Source organism: Paenibacillus durus ATCC 35681 (genome assembly GCF_000993825.1).
Classification (GTDB): domain Bacteria; phylum Bacillota; class Bacilli; order Paenibacillales; family Paenibacillaceae; genus Paenibacillus_AQ; species Paenibacillus_AQ durus_B.
Genome location: NZ_CP011114.1, coordinates 4,710,790 through 4,732,016 on the forward strand (window position 1 = coordinate 4,710,790; position 21,227 = coordinate 4,732,016).

Annotated in this window: 19 protein-coding genes; 1 reads left to right on the forward strand and 18 read right to left on the reverse strand. The window is 53.3% G+C overall.

Annotated elements, in window-relative coordinates; genetic code table 11:
- The first annotated feature begins 139 nt into the window (after positions 1-139).
- Positions 140-346, forward strand: coding sequence for a hypothetical protein (locus tag VK70_RS21970; RefSeq protein ID WP_025692496.1), 207 nt, complete (start codon positions 140-142; stop codon positions 344-346).
- Here the strand turns inward: VK70_RS21970 and VK70_RS21975 are convergent.
- The 18 genes from VK70_RS21975 to opp4A all read right to left on the reverse strand — a co-directional run bounded on the left by VK70_RS21975 (position 315) and on the right by opp4A (position 21,062).
- The gene (locus VK70_RS21975; RefSeq protein WP_025694254.1) at positions 315-1,121 is read right to left on the reverse strand and encodes an MBL fold metallo-hydrolase; all 807 of its coding nucleotides are present in this window, start codon (positions 1,119-1,121) and stop codon (positions 315-317) included. The genes VK70_RS21970 and VK70_RS21975 overlap by 32 nt on opposite strands.
- 37 nt (positions 1,122-1,158) lie before the next feature.
- Positions 1,159-1,890 (reverse strand): two-component system regulatory protein YycI, encoded by a 732-nt coding sequence (gene yycI, locus VK70_RS21980; protein ID WP_025694255.1) that lies wholly within the window; start codon positions 1,888-1,890, stop codon positions 1,159-1,161.
- Between the two features lie 27 nt (positions 1,891-1,917).
- Positions 1,918-3,210 (reverse strand): YycH family regulatory protein, encoded by a 1,293-nt coding sequence (locus VK70_RS21985; RefSeq protein WP_025694256.1) that lies wholly within the window; start codon positions 3,208-3,210, stop codon positions 1,918-1,920.
- Entirely contained in the window at positions 3,207-5,036 is a 1,830-nt protein-coding gene (gene walK / locus VK70_RS21990; RefSeq protein ID WP_025694257.1) for a cell wall metabolism sensor histidine kinase WalK, read from the reverse strand. Before walK ends, VK70_RS21985 begins: the two co-directional genes overlap by 4 nt.
- Positions 5,036-5,767, reverse strand: a complete 732-nt coding sequence (gene yycF / locus VK70_RS21995; protein ID WP_025694258.1) for a response regulator YycF — start codon at positions 5,765-5,767, stop codon at positions 5,036-5,038. The genes walK and yycF overlap by 1 nt, the downstream gene beginning before the upstream one ends.
- A 187-nt stretch (positions 5,768-5,954) precedes the next feature.
- The gene (locus VK70_RS22000) at positions 5,955-7,490 is read right to left on the reverse strand and encodes a M23 family metallopeptidase (protein ID WP_025694259.1); all 1,536 of its coding nucleotides are present in this window, start codon (positions 7,488-7,490) and stop codon (positions 5,955-5,957) included.
- A 329-nt stretch (positions 7,491-7,819) separates the two neighbouring features.
- Positions 7,820-8,482 (reverse strand): hypothetical protein, encoded by a 663-nt coding sequence (locus VK70_RS22005; protein ID WP_046723763.1) that lies wholly within the window; start codon positions 8,480-8,482, stop codon positions 7,820-7,822.
- Between the two features lie 246 nt (positions 8,483-8,728).
- Entirely contained in the window at positions 8,729-10,015 is a 1,287-nt protein-coding gene (locus tag VK70_RS22010) for an adenylosuccinate synthase (RefSeq protein WP_025694553.1), read from the reverse strand.
- Positions 10,016-10,228: 213 nt separating this feature from the next.
- Positions 10,229-11,590, reverse strand: coding sequence for a replicative DNA helicase (gene dnaB, locus VK70_RS22015; RefSeq protein WP_025694552.1), 1,362 nt, complete (start codon positions 11,588-11,590; stop codon positions 10,229-10,231).
- 1 nt (position 11,591) lies between these two features.
- Positions 11,592-12,038 (reverse strand): 50S ribosomal protein L9, encoded by a 447-nt coding sequence (gene rplI / locus VK70_RS22020; protein ID WP_025694551.1) that lies wholly within the window; start codon positions 12,036-12,038, stop codon positions 11,592-11,594.
- Positions 12,035-14,041: a DHH family phosphoesterase gene (locus VK70_RS22025; RefSeq protein ID WP_025694550.1), complete on the reverse strand. Its 2,007-nt coding sequence runs from the start codon at positions 14,039-14,041 to the stop codon at positions 12,035-12,037. Before VK70_RS22025 ends, rplI begins: the two co-directional genes overlap by 4 nt.
- An 11-nt stretch (positions 14,042-14,052) precedes the next feature.
- Positions 14,053-14,970, reverse strand: coding sequence for a DUF2232 domain-containing protein (locus tag VK70_RS22030; RefSeq protein ID WP_025694549.1), 918 nt, complete (start codon positions 14,968-14,970; stop codon positions 14,053-14,055).
- 6 nt (positions 14,971-14,976) lie between these two features.
- Positions 14,977-15,279, reverse strand: a complete 303-nt coding sequence (locus VK70_RS22035; RefSeq protein ID WP_025692509.1) for a MazG-like family protein — start codon at positions 15,277-15,279, stop codon at positions 14,977-14,979.
- A 191-nt stretch (positions 15,280-15,470) separates the two neighbouring features.
- A complete protein-coding gene (locus VK70_RS22040) occupies positions 15,471-15,896 on the reverse strand; it encodes a CBS domain-containing protein (protein ID WP_025694548.1) in 426 nt (141 codons plus the stop codon).
- Positions 15,897-16,100: 204 nt separating this feature from the next.
- A complete protein-coding gene (locus VK70_RS22045) occupies positions 16,101-17,135 on the reverse strand; it encodes an LCP family protein (RefSeq protein WP_025694547.1) in 1,035 nt (344 codons plus the stop codon).
- A gap of 325 nt (positions 17,136-17,460) precedes the next feature.
- Positions 17,461-18,330 (reverse strand): ABC transporter permease, encoded by an 870-nt coding sequence (locus VK70_RS22050; RefSeq protein ID WP_025694546.1) that lies wholly within the window; start codon positions 18,328-18,330, stop codon positions 17,461-17,463.
- Positions 18,330-19,310: an ABC transporter permease gene (locus tag VK70_RS22055; RefSeq protein WP_025694545.1), complete on the reverse strand. Its 981-nt coding sequence runs from the start codon at positions 19,308-19,310 to the stop codon at positions 18,330-18,332. Before VK70_RS22055 ends, VK70_RS22050 begins: the two co-directional genes overlap by 1 nt.
- A gap of 15 nt (positions 19,311-19,325) precedes the next feature.
- Positions 19,326-21,062: an oligopeptide ABC transporter substrate-binding protein gene (gene opp4A, locus VK70_RS22060; RefSeq protein WP_025694544.1), complete on the reverse strand. Its 1,737-nt coding sequence runs from the start codon at positions 21,060-21,062 to the stop codon at positions 19,326-19,328.
- Positions 21,063-21,227: the final 165 nt, after the last annotated feature.

Here is a 21,227-nt window from a genome sequence, read left to right on the forward strand (position 1 = left end):
CAGACTATAATTCTAGAAAAGCGGACTGAAAAGCAGTATGCAAGCGGGCCTCTTATACCCTCTATTGTACCATAGCGCCGCTATCGGCGCCGTCTTTATGAAAATAAAAAAACAACAAATAGTGGAAGGAGAAACAGCTATGGATTCTTTTACTTCAAGTATGGATTTGGCGCAGTTTATCGGTAAACTAGGAGATTTGAAAGACGAACACTATCATATGACACTTGCTCTAACCGCAGCGGTCGAACTGCTGATTGACAAAGGACTGATCACACGCCAGGAGCTTGAGCGGAAAATGTCTGATCTTGACGATCTTATGATTCGCTCACCGTATCCCATGGCGTAGGCCGGTCGTAGTAGGTGTCGCATAGCCTGAACTCGCTGTCTTTATAGAAACAGCCTCTGTCTTCCATCGCTCCACGAACGGACATTCTCGCCAGCTCGATCATATTATGATCCCGGCTTAAATGGGCCAGATAGGTCCGCTTAGTGCGTCCTGTCAGAATCTCGCTGAGCGCCGCGCCCGCCGCGTCATTGGACAGATGGCCCATATCGCCGAGTATCCGCCGTTTCGTATTCCACGGATACCGCCCCATCCGCAGCATTTCGATATCATGGTTGGCCTCAAGCACCAGTACGTCGGCATCCGAGATGGCTGCTCTCACCTTGTCGCTGACATAGCCGAGGTCGGTCGCTACGCTGAGCTTCTCCCTGCCTTCATAGAAGTTATAGCCGACCGGCTCGGCGGCATCGTGGGAAATGGCGAAGGATTCCACCCGCATATCTCCAAAATCTTTATATTGCCCGGTCTCCAGAATGTGCCGGTTATGTTCCTCGATGTTCCCGATTCCCTTCTCGATTGCGCTCCATGTATTGCTGTTGGCGTAGATCGGCAGATTGAATTTACGGGCAACCGCGCCGAGACCCTTGACATGATCGGAATGCTCATGCGTCACGAGTATCCCGTCAATCTCCTCTCCCCGCAGCTCGCGCATCGCCAGCAGCTCCTCAATCCGCCGCGCGCTCAAACCCGCGTCGATCATCAGTGTCGTCCCGCCGCCCCGTACAATCGTGGCATTGCCGGTTGAACCGCTGGACAGCACCGTAAATGAAATCCCCATGTCACTTGCTCCTCTTTTTTCGTAATCCGTTATTTCACTAAGGTGTCTTGGGACTGATAATGTCGGCGCTGATGCCATTGACGTAATAAGATTTTCCATCCTCCAGCAGGAACCGCCACATTGGCGCCGCTACCTGGCTCTCGGAATTAAACAGCTCTCCGTAATAGCCCAGCTCGATTTCCTTCACCGCCGCGCCCTGCGGGAAGAACTTCTCGATCAGACTGCCCAGTGCCTTCGAAGCCGGCAGCACCTTCTGCGCTTCACCTTTTCCGCCTTCCCCGATATCAATCTGCGGCTTGCGGTAAGCGACGATTCTCTGATTATTGTAGACCAGCTCCAGCCTTACGCTGAACAGAGGCCATTTGCCGTCGACCAGAGGATGCAGTACGAATTTGCCGACCTCGCTTTCCAAAGGATCGAACCGGTAATTTCCAATATCGGGAATCTGGCTCTCCAGCTCCCCGCTCAGCTCGGTAAAGGAAAAAATCAATTTGCTGTCAACCGGCCGGGTGAGCTGAACCATCCCGTCACCCTCACCAGCCGAATAGCGGTACGTAATATCGGGAAGCTGTGGCGTAGCCGCCGGAATGGGGCACAGAATGCGGATATCCTTCTGCTCCATGATTTGCTGGGTTGAGCCGGAAAGCGAGGTGAAGTCAAGATTGGCGCTGACCTGCTCCCGCAGGTCCATCCACAGCTGGTAGCACAGCAGCAGATTCAGCAGCAGAAATGAATAGATCAGCACATTTTTGGCTCTCCCCCAGTCCATGCCCTTCCTCCTTTTAACCATGTAGTATTACTTCAGCGTAAGCGAGCTTCCGTTACTAAAATCGACCTTCCAGACCGGAGTCAGCTCGAGCTTATCTCCTTTGACTACCGGCAGATAGACCGGGTACAGGTCGCGAATCGCCGAAGATTGGCTGATCTCCGCAAGCTGCCTCCGCAGAGCGTCCCCGCCGGGAAGCTCCACGATCTTTTTCGAACCTTTATCATCCTCACCGTACATCAATGACCGTTCGTAGGTCGTGACCGTCCCCTGCTGCAGCCGCAAATCGATAAGCCCGTAATGCAGCTTCGGCTGATCCAGAACCGGGTACGCCCCGTATGGATAGGAGCCGTAGTACTGCTGGAAGGAAACAAGCCGCTCCTGATTGCTTTCCACCGCTGCCTTCAGCTTGTACGTCCCGTTCCACCCTCCATGCTGATTGACAAAATCAACCGCCTCCAGCACATCCTTGGCATCGGTGCTCTCCCCCGCCGGCAGCGCCGCAGGGTCGCTGTAGCTCATCCAATGATGTTCCTGATCCACTTGGAGGCTGCGCTTGCTGTCCGTATAGATTTCCGAGCCGTCCTTTTCCCGAATATACCGGGTGCTCCCGCTATCGAAGAACAGGCTGCTCTGCATTTGCTCTACCGTATATAGCTTGGAGGGTAGCTCAGCCGCCACGAGCGACAGATTGCTATCCGGAACATAATAACTGCCGTCTGACGTTGTGTAAGGCGTCCATGATTTACCGAAATCCACATGCTGCTGTACATCCTGCATGGTAAGATCGGCTTTGGCCGCTTCATACACGATGTCACCCCTTGTGCTGAAAAAAACGGCATGTGCCTTCGAATCGTTCTTCCCACTGTATATCCAGATCCGGTCGACGCTCTCCCCGGCGAACAGAGAATCCGGAGAGAGCTGCATCACTCGCTGGAGCAACGCTACGGGAATACCCGAACGGAATGACAGCTCGATTCCGGGATTCTCACTGCGGATCTTGTCCCAGTTGAAGCTCTGAACGGAGCGGCGCTGGAAGCTCTCGAAGCTTCGTCCCTTCAGCCGGGTGAGGATTAGATTGTAAAAGGTGGAGCTTGGGTAAAACAGCGTATGTTTGTTATCTCCCAGATGAATGATCATTTTATCAGGAAATAGCAAATTCTCAACTTTTTCCTCAGGCCCCATATTGTCAGTCTTCACATATAAGTTCTCCGAGAAGACCGCGGAATCGCTGCCAGGCAGACGATAGATCAAATAATAACTCTCCACCAGGCTGCTCAGGACGAGCAGCGCCAGAATCCAGGACTTGATCCGTTCCTTCACGCTTCATCCCTCCTAAGCTTCTCCAGAGGCAGCGTAAAGGTAACCTTAGAGCCTTTGTTCAGTTCAGATTGCAGCGATATAGCGCCACCGTGAGCCTTAACAATTTCCCGGGCAATGGAAAGTCCGAGTCCGGTTCCCCCCATATTCCGCGAACGCGCCTTGTCCACCCGGTAAAAGCGCTCGAAAATGCGCTCAATATCCTTCTTCGGAATGCCGATCCCGGAATCGCAGACAGAGATTTCCAGCATTCCTTCGGAATTGCGTCCCGCCTCAATCTCGATGCGGCCGCCTTCCGGCGTATATTTCAGGGCATTGGACACCAGATTGCCGAGCACCTGGTCAATCTGATCCCTGTCGAGCCAAGCCGTGGAGATTTCCCGGCGGACGACAGTGCGGATGGAAATCCGCTTCTGCCGGATTTGGAAGGAGAAGCGGTCCGCCACATCCTCCAGCATCTCGGCAATATCGGTCTCCTGATAGCGCAGCTGCGCTTCCCTGGAGTCGAGCCGTGACAGATGCAGCAGATCGGTAACGAGCCGGATCATCCGCTCCGTCTCGCTGCGGATTACGCCGACAAAGCGGCCTGCCAGCTGCGGATCTTCCAGCGCGCCGTCATCCAGCGCTTCCGCATAGCTCTTGATCGTCGTCAGCGGCGTACGCAGCTCATGCGATACATTCGCCACGAATTCGCGGCGAGACGCTTCCAGGTTCTCCTGCTCGGTGACGTCCTGGAGCACCGCGATCGTTCCAGCGATTCCGCCCTCGCGGCGGTGTATCGGCGTGAACGTTACCCGCACGATGTTCGGTTCCTCCTCTTCGGAAGATTTCAGCCTCAGCATCGTGGACTGTGCCGTGCCGCCGAACAAAGCGAGCGTCTGATCGCCTTCGAGGCCAAGCAGCCTATCCAGTGCAAACCCCCTGGGCAGCGGCTCCTCCGCCCCTAGCATCAGGGATGCCCGGAGGTTCATCAGAATGACGCGGCCGGTTTCGTCCGTCGCCACCACGCCGTCGCTCATATTCGTTAGAATGGAAGCGAGCTTCTCCTTCTCTTCCTCGTTCTGGGACAGCGCGTCCCGCAGCCGTCCGGTCATATAATTGAACGCCTTGCTCAGCTGCCCGATTTCATCATTGCCGAAGATTGGCATTTTCCGGTCGAAGCTTCCTTCGGCCACCGCCGTGGCGTGCCGCGTCATCTCCTTGATCGGCTGCGTAATCGTATGGGCAAGTATAACGCCGAGCACCGCCGTCAGGGCCAGCGCGATGAGAAGTCCGGAGATGAATACGCTGTTGATCCGGCCCATCGTCGCATACAGATCCTTCATATCGGCGGCGATGTAAATGGCGCCTACTACCTTCCCGCCTGACCATACCGGCTTAGCCACGACCTTCTTCCGCACATTATCGTCGCCAATAATGTACTCCTCGTTGTCACTGATGCCCTGCAGTGCGCGGCTGACGACCGTCTGTGTATTGCGCCGCCCGACATAGTCGCTCTGCGACTGTACCGAGGTGGTGATGATTTTGCCGCTCGCATCAAGCACCTGAATTTCCGCGCCGTTGATGTACAGATTGTTGACCATGCCGCGCAGGCTGTCCACCGACGATTCTTCACTCGTTCCGCCGGCTTCGCTGCTGAATTTATCAGCTGTCAGAATCGACAGCATTTCCGCCCGGGCCTTCAAATCCTTCGTGAAGTTATCGGTCAGCGAATTCTTCATCGAACTTACAAAAAAAACGCCGATCAGCTGCATCGCGATCAGAATCAGCAGCACGTAAATAATAATCAGCTTCGCCTGAATTGTCCGGAAAAAGGACATGGCCTGCATCACAATCCTCCGCTTTTGGGACTGTGCATCAAATATCCAAGCCCGCGCCGTGTAAATATATATTCCGGCTTGCTCGGGTTCTCTTCGATTTTCTCTCTCAGCCGCCGGATCGTTACATCGACCGTCCGCACGTCTCCGAAATATTCAAATCCCCAGACCGCCTGGAGCAAATGCTCCCTTGTCATGACCTTCCCGGCGTTGCGGACCATATAATAGAGCAGTTCGTACTCGCGATGCGTCAGATCGAGCGGCTCCCCGCCCTTGTAGACCGTATACATGTCGGTATCTATAAACAAATCGAAATGGTGAACGCCCTGCTTGCCTTCACCCGGCTCACTCTGCGTCTCTGCGGGAGCCAGCTTGTGCTGGCGCCGCATCTGCGCTTTAACCCGGGCAAGCAGCTCGCGCGTACTGAACGGCTTGGTGACATAATCGTCCGCCCCAAGCTCAAGACCCAGCACCTTGTCGATCTCCCCGTCTTTGGCGGTTAACATGATGATTGGAATATCCAGGTGGGCTGACCGCACCTCACGGCATACATCCATACCGTCCTTGCCGGGCAGCATGAGATCAAGCAGCATGAGATCGGGCCGTTTGGACAAGGCCAGGTCCACAGCGCTTATACCGTCAAAAGCGCAAACGACCTCATACCCTTCTTTTTCCAAATTGAACTTTAAAATATCGGCAATAGGCTGTTCGTCGTCCACTACCAAAATCGTTCCCATCCCCATAATCCACCGTTTTCACCCTTCTATGTTACTATTAAAGCTTCTTCACTCATTTTAGCATACCTGTCCGCTCGTCACATCCTACGAAGTACGCAGTCAAGCCCTCAGGCAGTGAAAATGGATGTTTCTTCCTAATAAATAATGAAGCCGTCCGGGAATTTACCCGAGCGGCCTATGGAGTCATGACAAATTACTGCAAATATTTTAGCGGGTTCATGGCTGTGCCATTCTTGCGGATTTCAAAATGCAGATGGGTGCCCGTGGATCGCCCGGTATTACCCATAATTCCGATCGCGGAGCCCTGCTCCAGCTTCTGGCCGGCGGAAACGGAAATTTGGCTTAAATGGCCATAGTATGTTGAATATCCGTTGCCGTGATCGACAATAACAACATTACCGTAACCGTTCTGTACTCCGGCAAAAGATACCGTTCCGGCGTCGGCGGCCTTAATCGTCCGGTTGCCGGATACCATATCAAGCCCTTTATGCGGCCGTCCCCAGCGTTCGCCGAAACTGCTGGAAATGATTGCGCCGCTAACCGGCCAAGCGAATGATCCGGAAGCTTCATAGGCTACCTTGGTGCCGCGGTATACAACCTCAGGCAGCGGAGCCTTGAGAACCGTCTGGCCGAGCCATTCTTCCTTGACGACCTCGCCGTTCTCCTTGGTCAGCCGGTATTGCATCTCCTTCAGCCCTGTCTGGCCCGGACGCACCACCTTCGTCTTGCCTTTGGGCAGAAGATCGCTGGTACGCACGATCACTTCGGGTTCCGTCACGATTTGCTCAGCCGCCTTCTCCGTCGTTACGACGGTAACCGGCGGCTGCGGCACCGTCAGCTTAAGCTCATCACCGATCTGCAGCGTCAGTTCCTTCACGTCCCGGTTATTCTGGAAAATTTCCTGCTGCGTAATTCCATATCGGCTGGCAATGCTGGAGATCGTGTCTCCTTCTTGCACCGTGTATACGAGCGGCGCCTCTACGCCTTCGGTAAGCAGCTTGACTGCCGCCTGCACATCCAGCACCTTATTCGGGTCGGCCTTTACCGGTTCCACGGATACCTGCTCGCGTATATCCGCCGACTCTACCTTATCTCCTGAGGAAGCTGGAGCGGATAACGCCGCCGCTGTCTTGGTCAGCTGCGGAACACCGGATGCTTCCTTCTTCCCGGATATGTAGTAAGCTTTTACTTGCTGAAGCACAGCCCCGGCCGTTTCCTGGTCTTTAACGATACCGATAGCTTTACCGTCTACGACCAGTTGAACGCCGACGGCGTATGCTTTGAGCAGGCCGTCCAACTTATCCAGCGTTCCCTCGTTGTCGATCACCGGCTTATAGCCGCTGGCCGCCGCCGTGGTAATGCCGTCCGTCTGCAGAACCATAACCTCATCCGGGTATTTGTTCTGATACTCCTTGCGCTTCTCCTCAAATAAAGCCTTCAGCCGCTCCTTGTCGGAGAGCGTTCCGATTTCCTTGCCGTGCAGCAGAACCCGGTAATAGACCTCCGTATTAGCCTTCACATAATACTTATGCGCCCCGATGAACGAGACCGTGAGCAGCGCAATACCGGCGGATGCCGCGAGCCATGTCATAAGCAGACGCCGCCGTGATCGATGAACCACTGGAGCGGACATCATGCCTTCCCCGGCATTGTCATTCCGCTCAGCTACAGGCATGGAAGCTTGCCCTTGCTGCTTCTTCAGCCCACGTATTAACTTCAATCCTTTCACGAAACTCTCCCTTTCAGCCTGCCCTTTGTAGTATCGCTTTGCAGCCGGAACTTTGGTAAGACCGCTTAATCTATATTTTGCCGATGGAACGTATTCTACGTACGAAAATCGAAAATTTTATTGGAATCATATGGCAAAAGGTTACAAAAAATTAACCAAATTCGGTCCCTGTTTACTTTACCACAGCCTGCGGAAAAATTTCAACTTTCGCTCAAGAGGTAACATCTGGGCCATCCCTTTAATGCGGTACCATGCAAAAGAGCCGCCCCTCACCGTCTATAGCGGCGTTGGGCAGCCTTTTTTCCCGAGATATATTATGGTTTGCGTGCTTACTGTCCGCCCGTGCCGGTAGTCAGTATCTTCATCAGCTTGTCATATTCCTCCTGCGTGACATACTTGGAAATTACCGACTGAACCTCCGTGACTTCCTGCGCCGTCAATCCGTTCTCCATGGCTGCGGATATCTTCTGCATCTCGTCCTGGGGAACCTTGTTCATCAAAATATTGAACACACTGACTTTTTCATCGGACGGCAAATTGTCCTTCAAATCCTTCATCGCCTCCGGAGTCATAACCAGCTGCTGATCCTGCGCGCTGCCGCTCTGATCCTCGATTGATGCCTCACCCATGACAGGCAGCGCGTTGTCCAGCGCCTTGTCTTCCCCAGCGCCTCCTCCGGTACCAGCCGTCGCCGTAGGAACGGTCTCGCCGCTGCCGCCCGTACCGGACGGCTCCTGCGTCTTTGAGCTATCGGCTGCCGCAGAGCTGCCATCATCTTTGACCGTATCTTTGGAGGCCCCCTTGCCGCTTGTGCCCATAAGGCTGCTTAGCATTCCGCCGAAGCCCGGAGCCGGGGTATCCACTTTCAGGCCGAGCCCGGACATGACCGACTGAACATACGCATTTACGATAACGCTCGTTGTCAAAATGGACAGACTGCTGGCCAGCACTACGATTAAGCAGATGCCCAGCGTACGCTTCACAAATTTCATTCCCATCTCTCCCTTGCATCTATACGTCCGTGATTCTGCCGCTTCCATATCAATACGTCTTGCTTGCCATCTTTCCAGTATTGACCAATATGGACTCCGTGAAACGTCCGTCCGTTTATTCATGCGGAAGCTGTGCCACGGTAGATGCGCCAAGATCGAAATAGACACGCAGAAAAAACCGCAGAAAGCCATTGCAGGCTCTCTGCGGTTCTTATAAACGTATAATATATGGGATATCGCTGCTAATTATTCGTAAATCGGCAGAACTTGGTTCGTCTGGTCGCGGTTGCGTCCGACCGAGAAGATCGCGATCGGAATACCGGTCAGCTCGGATACGCGCTCCACATACTTGCGCGTGTTCTCCGGCAGATCATCCAGCGTCTTGGCCGAGGTGATATCCTCATCCCAGCCCGGCAGCTCTTCGTAAACGGCTTCGCATTCGGCCAGCATTTTCAGGCTTGCGGGATAATGGGTAATAACCTCGCCGCGGTATTTGTAGCCGGTGCAAATCTTAACTGTCTTTAAGCCGCTCAGCACGTCCAGCGAGTTCAGGGACAGCCCGGTCAGACCGCTGACCCGGCGGGCATGACGGACAACGACGCTGTCGAACCAGCCGACGCGGCGTGGACGTCCGGTAACGGTGCCGTATTCATGGCCGGTCTCGCGGATCAAATCGCCGATCTCATCATTCAGCTCGGTCGGGAACGGACCGTCGCCGACACGCGTCGTATACGATTTGGCCACCCCGATGACCTGCTTGATCTTCGAAGGACCCACGCCGGAGCCGATGCAGACACCGCCTGCGGATGGATTGGAGGACGTTACGAACGGATACGTTCCTTGGTCGATGTCGAGCATAACGCCTTGAGCGCCTTCGAACAGCACCTTATCGTTCGCGTCGATGGCGTCGTTCAGCACGACCGAAGTGTCCGTCACATAGCGGCGCAGCACTTCCGCATACTCCAGATACTGCTTCAAAGTCTCTTCCACATCAAGCGGCTCTCCGCCATATACTTGGGTGATAACCTGATTCTTCTCATTCATCAAGTGACGCAGCTTGAGCTCGAATTCTTCGGCATCCATCAGATCGGCGATCCGAATGCCATTGCGGGCCGCTTTGTCCATATACGCCGGGCCGATGCCCTTGCGGGTCGTTCCAATTTTGTTCGGTCCCTTGCGGTCTTCCTCGAGCGCATCCAGCACCATGTGATAAGGCATGATGACATGGGCGCGGTCGCTGATGACCAGGTTATCCGTATCAAATCCGTTCTCGTGGATATAATTGATTTCTTCAATCAGGGCGGCCGGGTTAATTACCATCCCGTTGCCGATAACACAAGTCTTTTCTTTATAGAAGACGCCCGACGGAATCAGGCTGAGCTTGAATTTCTTGCCGTCAATCAGAATCGTGTGGCCGGCATTGTTGCCTCCTTGATAACGGGCGACCACATCTGCGCTCTCTGCCAGAAAGTCCGTGATTTTGCCTTTGCCTTCGTCTCCCCATTGTGTTCCCACAACGACTACCGTTGACATGTTCATTCCTCCGTAGGTGCTGCTCGGAGCACCATTATTTTTCTTATAGGGCTCATTACATACCGCTATGTACGCAGCCCTGAGGGACGCTTTAGACAGTTTAATCCGCTAAAGCACAATTACCAGTGTACCAGCCGTCTTTTTTAAAGTCAAACAAAAACGAACGATTGCACAAAAAAATGTACAATCGTTCGGAAATTGTCATGATTATCCCTAACCTGCGAACGGTTCGGAGTGAGCGCGCTCGTAGTTGACGAACTTGTTGAAATTTTTCAGAAATACCAGCTCTACCGTGCCGACAGGACCGTTACGCTGTTTGGCGATAATAATCTCGATAATGTTCTTCTTCTCGGTCTCCTGATTGTAGTAATCATCCCGGTACAAGAACGCGACAATATCCGCGTCCTGCTCGATTGAGCCCGATTCCCGAAGGTCCGACATCATCGGCCGCTTGTCCTGACGCTGCTCCACGCCCCGGCTGAGCTGGGACAAGGCGATTACCGGCACATCCAGCTCCCGCGCAATCTGCTTCAGCGTCCGCGAGATATCCGATACCTCCTGCTGGCGGTTCTCTCCGCCCTTGCCGCGGCCTTGAATGAGCTGGAGGTAGTCGATCACGATCATGCCCAGCCCTTTTTCTTTCTTGAGTCTCCGGCATTTGGCCCGGATATCGGCGACGGTTACACCCGGCGTGTCGTCAATATAGATTTCCGATTCCGACAGCGAGGCAATGCCCATCGTCAGCTTCGACCAGTCATCATCGCTTTTGAAGTCACCGGTACGCATGATGTTCGCATCCAGATTCGCTTCGGCGCAGATCATCCGCTGCACAAGCTGGGCGGCCGACATTTCCAGACTGAAGATGGCTACCGTCTCCCTCGCGCGCACCGCCACATTCTGGGCGATGTTCAGCGCAAAGGCCGTCTTTCCGACCGACGGGCGGGCAGCGACGATAATAAGATCATTGCGCTGGAAGCCGTTGGTCATCCGGTCGAGGTCGGCGAAGCCGGAAGGAATGCCGGACGTGCCTCCTTTATTCTGGTGAAGCATCTCCACCCGGTCAAAAACCTCCATCAGCACATCGCGGATCGCAATGAACCCGCTGCCGCTGCGCCGGTTGGAAATTTCCAGAATACGGCGTTCGGCGTCGCTCAGCATATCGGCGACATCCTCGCCGCCGGTATAGCCTTCGCTTACGATCTGCGTCGCGGTCCGGATCAGTCTGCGCAGCATCGCTTTCTCTTCAATGATCTGCGCGTAATAATCCACATTGGCCGCGGTAGGAACGGCATGCGCGAGCTTGGCCAGATAGCTGACTCCGCCGATCGTCTCAAGCTCTCCTTTATCCTGAAGCTTGGCTGTCAGGGTAACCAAATCAATCGGCTGGTTCTCTTCTCCGAGCTGTACCATCGCCTCAAAAATGATTTGATGCGGCTTGTCGTAGAAATCTTCGGTATTCACCCGCTCCATGGCGGCAATCAGCGCTTCATCCTGCAGCAGGATAGCGCCGATTACCGCCTGCTCCGCTTCCAGATTCTGCGGGGGAACCCGATCGAAAAAGAGATCTCCGCCCATACTACTCCTCCGTTACCTGAACCTTCAGCACAGCCTTGACTTCCGTATGGAGCTTCACCTGAACCTGTGTTGTTCCCAGGTGACGAATCGGTTCTTCCAGCTCGATTTTGCGCTTGTCGATGGTGATTCCGTTAGCCTTCGCCAGCGCTTCGGCAATCTGCTTGCTTGTAATGGCACCGAACAGCCGGCCGCCCTCTCCCGCTTTTGCTTTCATCGTCAGTTCCAGCCCGCTCAGCTTCTGTCCAAGCTGCTCGGCTTCCTCTTTCTCCTGCTGCTTGCGGCGCTCCTCGGCAGCCGCCTGATTCTCCAGCGTCTTCATATTCCCTTCGGTCGCCGGACGGGCCATGCCCCGCGGCAGCAGGAAGTTAGTGGCATAGCCTTCCGATACCTCTTTGATTTGGCCCTTCTTGCCTTGACCTTTAACGTCTTTAATGAATATAACCTTCATTCGAACAGACCTTCTTTCGCTTCGATTTCAGCCAGCACCTCCAGCAGTCTGGCCTCTGCTTCCTTGCTTGTTCCTTCAAGCTGTACAGCCGCGTTAGTCAAATGACCGCCGCCGCCCAGCTTCTCCATGACGACCTGTACATTCATCCGTCCTAGCGAACGGGCGCTGATGCCGATCAAGCCGTCCGGACGCTCGCTGATGACAAAGGAGGCGAGCACATTGGTCATGCCCAGCAGCGTATCCGCCGTCTGGGCGATCAGGAGCTGCGGTATTTTCATGCCGGGCGCCGTGACCACCAGCGCAATATGATCATAGACCATGCGGGCATGCTTGATAATTTCCGCTTTCGAGATGTACTCTTGCAAATCTTCCTTCAGCATCCGCTGAATCAGAATCGTATCGGCGCCTAGCCGGCGCAAGAAGCCCGCCGCCTCGAACGTCCGCGACCCCGTATGAAGGGCGAACTGCTTCGTGTCCACCGTAATGCCGGCCAGCAGCATCGTCGCTTCCAGTGTGCTGAGTTTGACCTTCTCATGGATGTATTGCAGCAGCTCCGTGACCAGTTCGCAGGTGGAAGACGCATAAGGCTCCAGATAGACAAGCACCGCTTCGTTGATGAACTCCTCGCCCCGCCGGTGATGATCGACAACGACAATCCGGCTGGCGTATTGAACAAGCCGCGGCTCCATCGTCATCGAGGCCTTGTGCGTATCGACTACGATCAGCAGCGTATGCTCGGTCATGATCTGCAGCGCCTGCTCTGTCGTGATGAAAGAGCTGTACAGCTCTTCGTCTCTTCGAATCTGCTCAAGCATGCGCGTAATAGAAGGATTCGGCCCGTCAAGCACGATATCGGCTTCCACGTTATACATTTGCGCTGCCCGGAGCAGGCCGATCGAGGCTCCCACGGCATCGATATCGGGATTGCGGTGTCCCATAATGATGACCCGGTCGCTTTCCTGAATCAAATCGCGCAGGGCATGAGCGATTACGCGCGCCCGCACCCGTGTGCGCTTCTCCGCCGCATTGGTCTTGCCGCCGTAGAACGACAGCCGCTGACCCGCCTTAACAGCCGCCTGATCGCCGCCCCTTCCGAGCGCCATATCCAGACTCGACTGAGCGAGAGCGCCGAGCTCGCTCGCCGACTCCGCTCCGAAGGCCAGACCGATGCTCAGCGTCATCGGCACCTTCAGATCAGCTGTCATTTCCCGTACCTCGTCCAGAATAACGAACCGGCTCTCTTCGAGCGCTTGCAGGCTGCGGTAATTCAGCAGCATCATATAACGCTCCGAGGAAAGGCGGCGCAGATAAACCTCAAACTGCTTAGCCCAATCGGTAATCTCGCTCGTTACCTTGGCGATCAGCGAAGTCCGCTGCTGATCGTCCATTCCCTGCGCGGCCTCATCAAGGTTATCCATCAGCAGAATGCCAAGAGCCAGCTTCTCTTCCTCGTACCGCTGCCGCAGATCGATCAGCTCGGTGATTTCATACAAATACAGAAGCCTCTCGCTTGGAATAACGACCGCCTGGTAATAGCGCTCGTCAACTTTGATTTCCGCGCGAAGTTCCTTCTGGACTCCCTCCTTGCCCGCTTCCCGTTTCGCAGGAGCCCCGCCGCCTACGAGGGGCGTCAAATCCGGGAGCAGCTCCAGGAGCGGATCGTTCACCAGCGATTTACGCGCAAAAACACTCCCGGCATAACGGTTGTTCCACTCCACCGAGCGGTCCTCGCCGTATAGAATAATGCCCAGCGGCAGCGTTCCGATCGCTTCCCCTTCCACCCGCTTGATGCGGAAAGAGAGGCCGTTAATGTATTCCACAAGATTACGCCGAAACGATATTTCAGCCTTAAGCATTGTGAAGCACAGCGTCCCGGCCAGAAACAGGCAGACGACACCCAAGACCCAATTATAAACGCTGACTATAATAATCAGGACCAGCAGCAGCAAGAACGCCCAGACGATGTGATAGCCGTGCCAGCGCTTTTGCAGAAATTTTGGCATGAGCTCTCACCCTATCGTTTCGATTTGGCCACCATTTCCCGCAGCGGCACCACCAGATCAATAATCCCGATAATCCACAGCGGAGGCAGCATAATGGCCATTACCGCCAGCATAACCGGAATAACCCTGTTCCAATTCCGTTCATGGGCGATAAAGAAGAAGAAACCAATCGTCTGGATGATAAAGCAAACCCGCAGCAGCGGAACCAAGTTGGCCGTAATCATTACCATAAAGCTGTTTTCCGATTTAAAAAAGAACAGTTGAATCACTGTAGCGATTAAATAATACCAAATAAACGATTTGGGAATTCTCCAATCACGCGCAGGCTTTAGCTTGGGTACCGCATATCCCATACTGTTCAGAATCGGCCGGACGATCGAATGTGTGATCACCGTAATTACGAAGGAAGACATAATCAGCGCCATCGGAATCACCTGGATGAACGCGCGGCTATTTTTGCTGAGGTCCTCTGAACTTCCTCCCAGAAAGTTCCCCACACCAAATTCCTGCATCGGGGACAGCGTCATCGTCCGCATCTCGTTCAGCACATCGTATACATAATTATACAGATCGAACTGGAAGAGAGTCTTTCCCAGAAGGAGCAGCAGCAGAAATTCTCCCAAAAGGGTAATCGTTCCGGCAAGTATCGTCGAAGAGGCTGTGGCTTTTTTCTTATATCGCCATCCCATTACGAGCGCGGGAACAATCAGGTATGCGGCAATCAGTATATAAAACGGGCTGATCAGCCCCAGCACAAGCCATACGGGCGCAATCGTTAAAATAAACTGCCTTGTATTCAGCGTAGTGAACAGCAGGGCCGCCGGAATAATCATAAACAGTGTCGTGATGATGAGAAAAGGGGTTGACAGGGATAACAGCAGGAGCAGGTATACAATACTCCAGGCCACGGATGTCCAGCGATATTTCAACAATGTTCACCTCTTACGCATATGTTCTTCTAACGCAGATATATCCTGATACCAATCTTCCAGCTGATGGCCTTCCTGCCGGTGCTTCCTCAGCTTCTCCAGCAGCACCTCGTCCATATCACGGTACGAAATGCCAAGCCTGCGGCCCAGAATATAAGAGCTCATGATCAAACTCGCCAAGCTGTCGCTGACACGGGCGGTACTGCCTTCCCACAGTGCTTTAAACAGTCTGGAAACCTGGTCGATGACTTCGGTCTTCAGCCATTCGATGACCTTGGCCCGCTTGGCTACATCCAAATCCTTCGGCATATTGGACACGTCTCTCTACCTCCGGGAAAAAGCTTTATTCTCCATTATAGCATAAATGCCCATTCGCTACACTTCCCCCCCCTTGAGCTTCGATACCTTCTCCTGGCGCGCTGTAATTGAAAAAGGCCCGCATTCCCTTTTGCCGGAATACAGGCCGCACGATCGAACCTTCTGTACCGGAGTGATCTCGCTTACAAAGATTCCAATGATTGACGGGAGACGAACTTCTCGCAGTACCCGATAATTTGGCTACGGCGGACAATCCCAATGAAGCGGTTCATGTCGTCAACAACCGGCACAAAATTCTGAACCTTGGCCAGATTAATCAAGTCTTCCATATCCGCGTCGATGGACACCGGCTTGTTGTTCATCCGTAGCGGAACATCCTTCAGCAAAAATTTGGACGCATTGTCGAACGTAACCTTCCCATGCGAATCCTTCATGTACCAGAGCAGATCGCCTTCTGTCACTGTACCGGCGTACTCGCCATTGCTGTTCAGGATCGGAATAGCGGTGTATCTGTGATGCTCCATTCGCTCAAGCGTCTGGCGCAGGGTGGAATCCAGCGTAACGCAGGCCACCTCCTGCTTCGGAAGCAAAAAAAACGCAATATTCATCTTCTTGGTCCTCCTCAAAAAGTCCCCAAGGAATGATAGTCCTCCCCACTCTTAGTCCAGGGAGTCCGTTTTATTTATACGTATCGGCTGAATCGCAGTTCCATTACCAGTATACCATAGGAACAACAAGCAGCAGCCGGTAACTGTTCACCAGGGCTGCTGCTGTCTCTTTTACAGTAAATAGCGGTCCGAAGCCGTCCTGTCTTAGTGGGCGGCCGATGTAGCCTTGGCTTCCAGCGCGTTGCCCGCTTTTCCCGGCTCGATCAACTGATCCACCGGTGTTCCGGCGTTCATCCAGTTGTCAATCATCACCTTCGCCTTATCCAGATCCTCTTCGTTTACAACATCATAATAAACGCCGCCGATGCGGGTGCCCTCGCCCATAACGGTGAAGCTGGAAATATCGGCTTCCTTGCCGCCCAGAAACTTCTTGGCCAAACCGGTAATCATGGAAGGCGGCATATCCGTCTTGAAATTGTCTCCCAGTATGTTGAGCAGCTCCGTCACATTGCCGATTTGGTTAAGCGACAGCATTTTGCTCGCAAGCACATCGAGGAATACCTGCTGGCGTTTCGTACGGTTAAAGTCGCTGTCCTCACGGTAACGCACATAATTGAGCGATTCCTCGCCGTTATAAAGAGACTTCCCGCCCACAATCGTAAATTTCTCATGGTCCTTGCCTTTGTTCTCGATCGTCTTCTTAATCGGCAGCGGCAGTCCGCCCAAAGCGTCAACGGTGTCCTTCAGGCCCTGAAAGTTAATGGTCGCATAGTACTGAATATCATGCCCAAGCAGCGCCTCCAGCGTATCCTTCGCCATCTGCTGGCCGCCAAAAGCGTATGCGTGCGTAATCTTGTCCTTCTTATCGCCGTCATGACCGATAATTTCGGTATAGGTGTCCCGGGGAATCGAAATAAGCAGCACTTTATAATCCTCGGGCCTTACCACCGCATAGATCATCGTATCGGACCGGGCCGTTTCCGTCTTGCGCTGATCGGTGCCAAGAAGCATCACAGAAAAAGGATCGCTCTTATAGGCTATCGGTTCAGGCTTCACGGAATTATCTTCATTCGTCGTGAGCGGCTGGTAAGATTTCTGTGCCAGCGTGCTTTCTACCCTGTCCGACAGAAACAGATCGAAGGCCAGAACAGTCAGCGGCTTCCGGAACACAAACCCTCCGGCGATAATGACTAAAAGTACAATTAAGGCGATATATCTTTTTTTCCACTTTTTTCTCACAATAGATTCCTTCTTTGTATAATAGAGTAGAGTTAATAGGTGCTATATATTGGAATGGCCGTCCGGACACATTGAATGGAGCGGTCATGGATTGGTGCTGCGGGCAGACTTGCTCTTCACCGGCGTTCGACCCCTGGTTATTGCAGAGCGTTCCTCCTTTCCAGGGCAGCTTGTACAAATACAAACTCTATTGTAATCACTCTGAACCTAAAAAGAAACAACAATAACCGACATATTTGGAAAAAAATATATTCGTTTCATCCTTTACAGCTATATAGACGAAGGTAACGGCATTTTGATTCGATTCTTCACAAAATCTTAAAAATCATAAACGTTCCTCTTGAACTTTGAACGCTTCCTTTACCCCTTCACCGATAAAATTGATCGAAAGAATGACTCCGGTAATGAGCAGCCCGGCGGGGAGCCATACCCACCACTGTTCCCTGATTACTTCCGGAGAAAGCGCGTCCGCCAGCATATTTCCCCAGCTTGGCTGTCCGATGGGTACGCCGAAGCCCAGAAAGCTGAGACTCGCTTCCACTCCGATCATGGCCGCAGCCGTCCACATCAGATTCGTAATAAAGACACTCAGCAGGCCAGGCAGCAGATGGCGCGTCAATATCCGCAGCGTCCCGGCTCCCAGCGCGCTTGCGGCCAGCATGTATTCATTTTCTTTCTCGGCCAGCGTCTTTGCCCGGATGATGCGGGCGAATCCCCCCCAGCCCAGCAGCCCCACCGTCCAGATCAGCGAGGGAATGCCGCCGCCTGGATAGATGCTTTTTACAACAATAATAAAGATTAAAAAAGGAAATGACAAAATAACATCGGTGATCCGCATCAGCAGCGAATCCGCCGATCCGCCAAAATAGCCGGCCAGAACCCCCACCACGGTTCCCGTACCGGCTATGATTGCGGACACGCACAGACTAATCCACAGCGTCGTCCGGCCTCCAAATAACAGGCGGGAGACAATATCACGCCCTCCCTTGTCGGTGCCCAGCCAATGTTCGGCGCTCGGACCTTTATTCAGACCCCGCAGATCGATCTTCGCTGGATCGTGGGCGGTAAGCCAAGGAGCAAGCAGACACAGCGCCAACACAGCGAGAAGAAACAGCAGCGAGATAACAGCTAACCGGTTCGCGGCAAATTTTTGGACGGCGTCGCTAATGAGCGAAGCCGGCGCGTTCTTGAGCATTATGATCTTCCTCCGTTATAACCCGCGCGTATGCGGGGATCGAGCCATCCGTACAGCACATCCGCCACAACATTCCCGGCGACGATCATGAAGCCCGTCATTAACGTAACCGCCATCATTACCGCGTAATCCCGGCCGGACACCGCAGCCGTAAACAGCGTTCCGATACCCGGATAAGCGAACAGATTCTCGATGACAACCGAGCCTTCCAGCAGGGCTCCTATATCCATTCCAAGAAAAGTAATAAGCGGAATGAGCGAATTGCGCAGAATATGCCTGTTATATACCGAGGACCTGGATATGCCTTTGGCTACAGCCGTGCGCACGTAATTTTTGCCACTGTTCTCCACGATTTCATTACGCAAAAACAGCGTGTACGCCGCTGTATTGAACAGTCCCAGCACAGCCGCAGGCAACAGGGCATGAACAAGCCGGTCTCCCAGCGCTGACAGTCCTCCTGATGTTACAACCGATGCCGTGCCGCCAAGAGGCACCCAGCGGAGAACTACCGCAAATATATAAATGGCGAAAATGGCCGCAATAAAGGTCGGAACCGCATAGGTAACATAAGCAGCCGTCCGGATCAAGCGGTCGAGCCAGCTTCCCGGATTGCGTCCGGCGATCATTCCCAGAGCCAAAGAACTTCCATATGTAATGAGAAGCGAGAGTGCGGTCAGGAGCAAAGTTGCGGGCAGACGCTGGCCGATCAGTTCACCGACAGGCATTTTGTATAAGAAGGATTGTCCGAAATGACCTGTAGCCGCATCTTTAAGCCAGCGGATATACTGAATAACCACTGGATCGCCGTACCCCAGCCTCTCGCGCATTTCCGTAATATACCGGGGATCTTTATTGCCCGGATTCAGCCCTCCCCCAAGGCCGTCGCCCGGCATCTGCTTGGCCAGCACGAACACCAAGACGGAGATCACCAGCAGCAGCGGCACCGAGCCCGCTAGTCTGCGAAGCGCAAATTTCAGCACTATGCCCGTGACCCCCTATTCGCTGCCTTTGATCCACCACTTATAAGGATCGATTATTGGGCTAATCGCATTAATCTTCACTCCCTGAAGCCGCTTGTTTACCGCAGTAATCGTCACGCGCTCCGCAATGAAAATCATTGGCACCTCGTCATTTATTAATTTCTGCCAGTCGTAATACACCTGCTTGCGGTAATCGCGGTCGTATGCCTTCAAGCTGATCCCGTCGCGGATCAATTGCTCATTCTCCTTAGAGGACCACCGAGGATAGTTCCACAGATCATTCTCCCTCCATAGTCCGGTAGGATCGGGATCATTGGATAATCCCCAGACACCGTTAAACAGCTCGACCGACCGATCATCCTCTTCCACCATCGTATAGAAGGTATTCATTTCCTTCAGCGCTCCGCCGTTCAATCTTACGTCCAAACCGACGGCTCTCCAGTTCTGCAGCATAGCCTCGGTGCGCGGCTCATCATTGGTACCGCCAACCATGCCGTCGAAATGAATCACGAGCTTCGATCCCTTGGGATCTTCCCGCAAGCCGTCCCCGTCCAAATCCTTATAACCCGCTTCATCCAGCTGCTCATTGGCCTTCCCGGGATCATAAGGGTACCGGTTGATTTGATCCTCCGGAATTTTCGCCCAGCTCTCGCTGGAAATCGGCGTTTCCGCCAGCTTGCCCAGCCCATAGGAGAAGCCGTCTATAATCCCCTGGCGGTCGAGTGCGTAGTACATCGCCTGCCGCAGCCGTTTATCGCTGAACTTGGGGTTATCCATAACGATCTTTTGCGCCTTGTCGTCCCAGTGTCCGAACTTAAAGCCTATATACTCGTAAGACAAATCCGGGGATTTCATCAGCGTAATATGATCCAGCTTGTTCAGGCTTTCATAGGCATCACGCGGCGCCTGCTCCATATCGATTACCCCCTGCTCGAACAGGCTCGTAATCATCTTGTCGTCAAATACTTTGTACAGCACTCCGTCTAGCAGCGGCTTGCCTTTGTAGTAATTGTCAAAGCGGGTCATCTCAACAAATTCTCCCGGCTGGATGTTCGTAACCTGGAACGGTCCGATACCGATGGGAGCTTTGCGCACCTGACCGCAATTTGGCATATCTTTTACCGCTACTCCTGCAAAATATCTCTTATTCATCGGATAAGCCCATAGATTATCAATGGTATTGACGCGCGCAGCCGTTACCCTAAGCTCCAGCGTATAGGGATCAATGACCCGGATGCCCGATATTTGCTTCGCCTTTCCGGTATGATAGGCATCAGCGCCTTCAATCATTTCCACACTGTAATAGCGCGGTCCGGTGTAGTCCGGGTCGGCAATGACCTCAAGCGCGAATTTCCAGTCCTCAACCGTCAGTTCATCGCCGTTCTGCCAGTGCACACCATGCTTGATTTTGAAAGTGAAAGTTTTATGATCTGCCGATTCCTGCCAGCTTGCAATGCCGGGAACAGTCGTTAAATCATCCTTGACCGTAAACAGCGGCTCCGTTATGAATTCCAGAACGCGGAGATCATCTTCTCCTTCATAAAAAGCCGGTTCGAACAACCCCTTAAACGGGGAAGGGAAACCGTAAGTCACCGTGCCTCCCGCTCTCGGTTCGCCTTCATTACCCGCTGCAAGAGAGGAAGGCTCATTCCCGCTTCGATTATCCGGAGCACCCGCCCCGCCGCAAGCCGTTAGCAGCATCATTACGAAGAGCAGCGGTGCGAGGATCCTAGCTATATATCGGTTGTTCATGAAGTCCTTCCCTTCTTCCAAAATGACTGCGAACGCTTTCTTATCCAGCGGCCAATAAATAAACCATCGGTCAATTTATATCAAGTTTATAGACGGATAGATGAATTTTTTTCTTTAACAAAATTTTAAACATCATACAATGCAATATACATTGCGTCAATATTA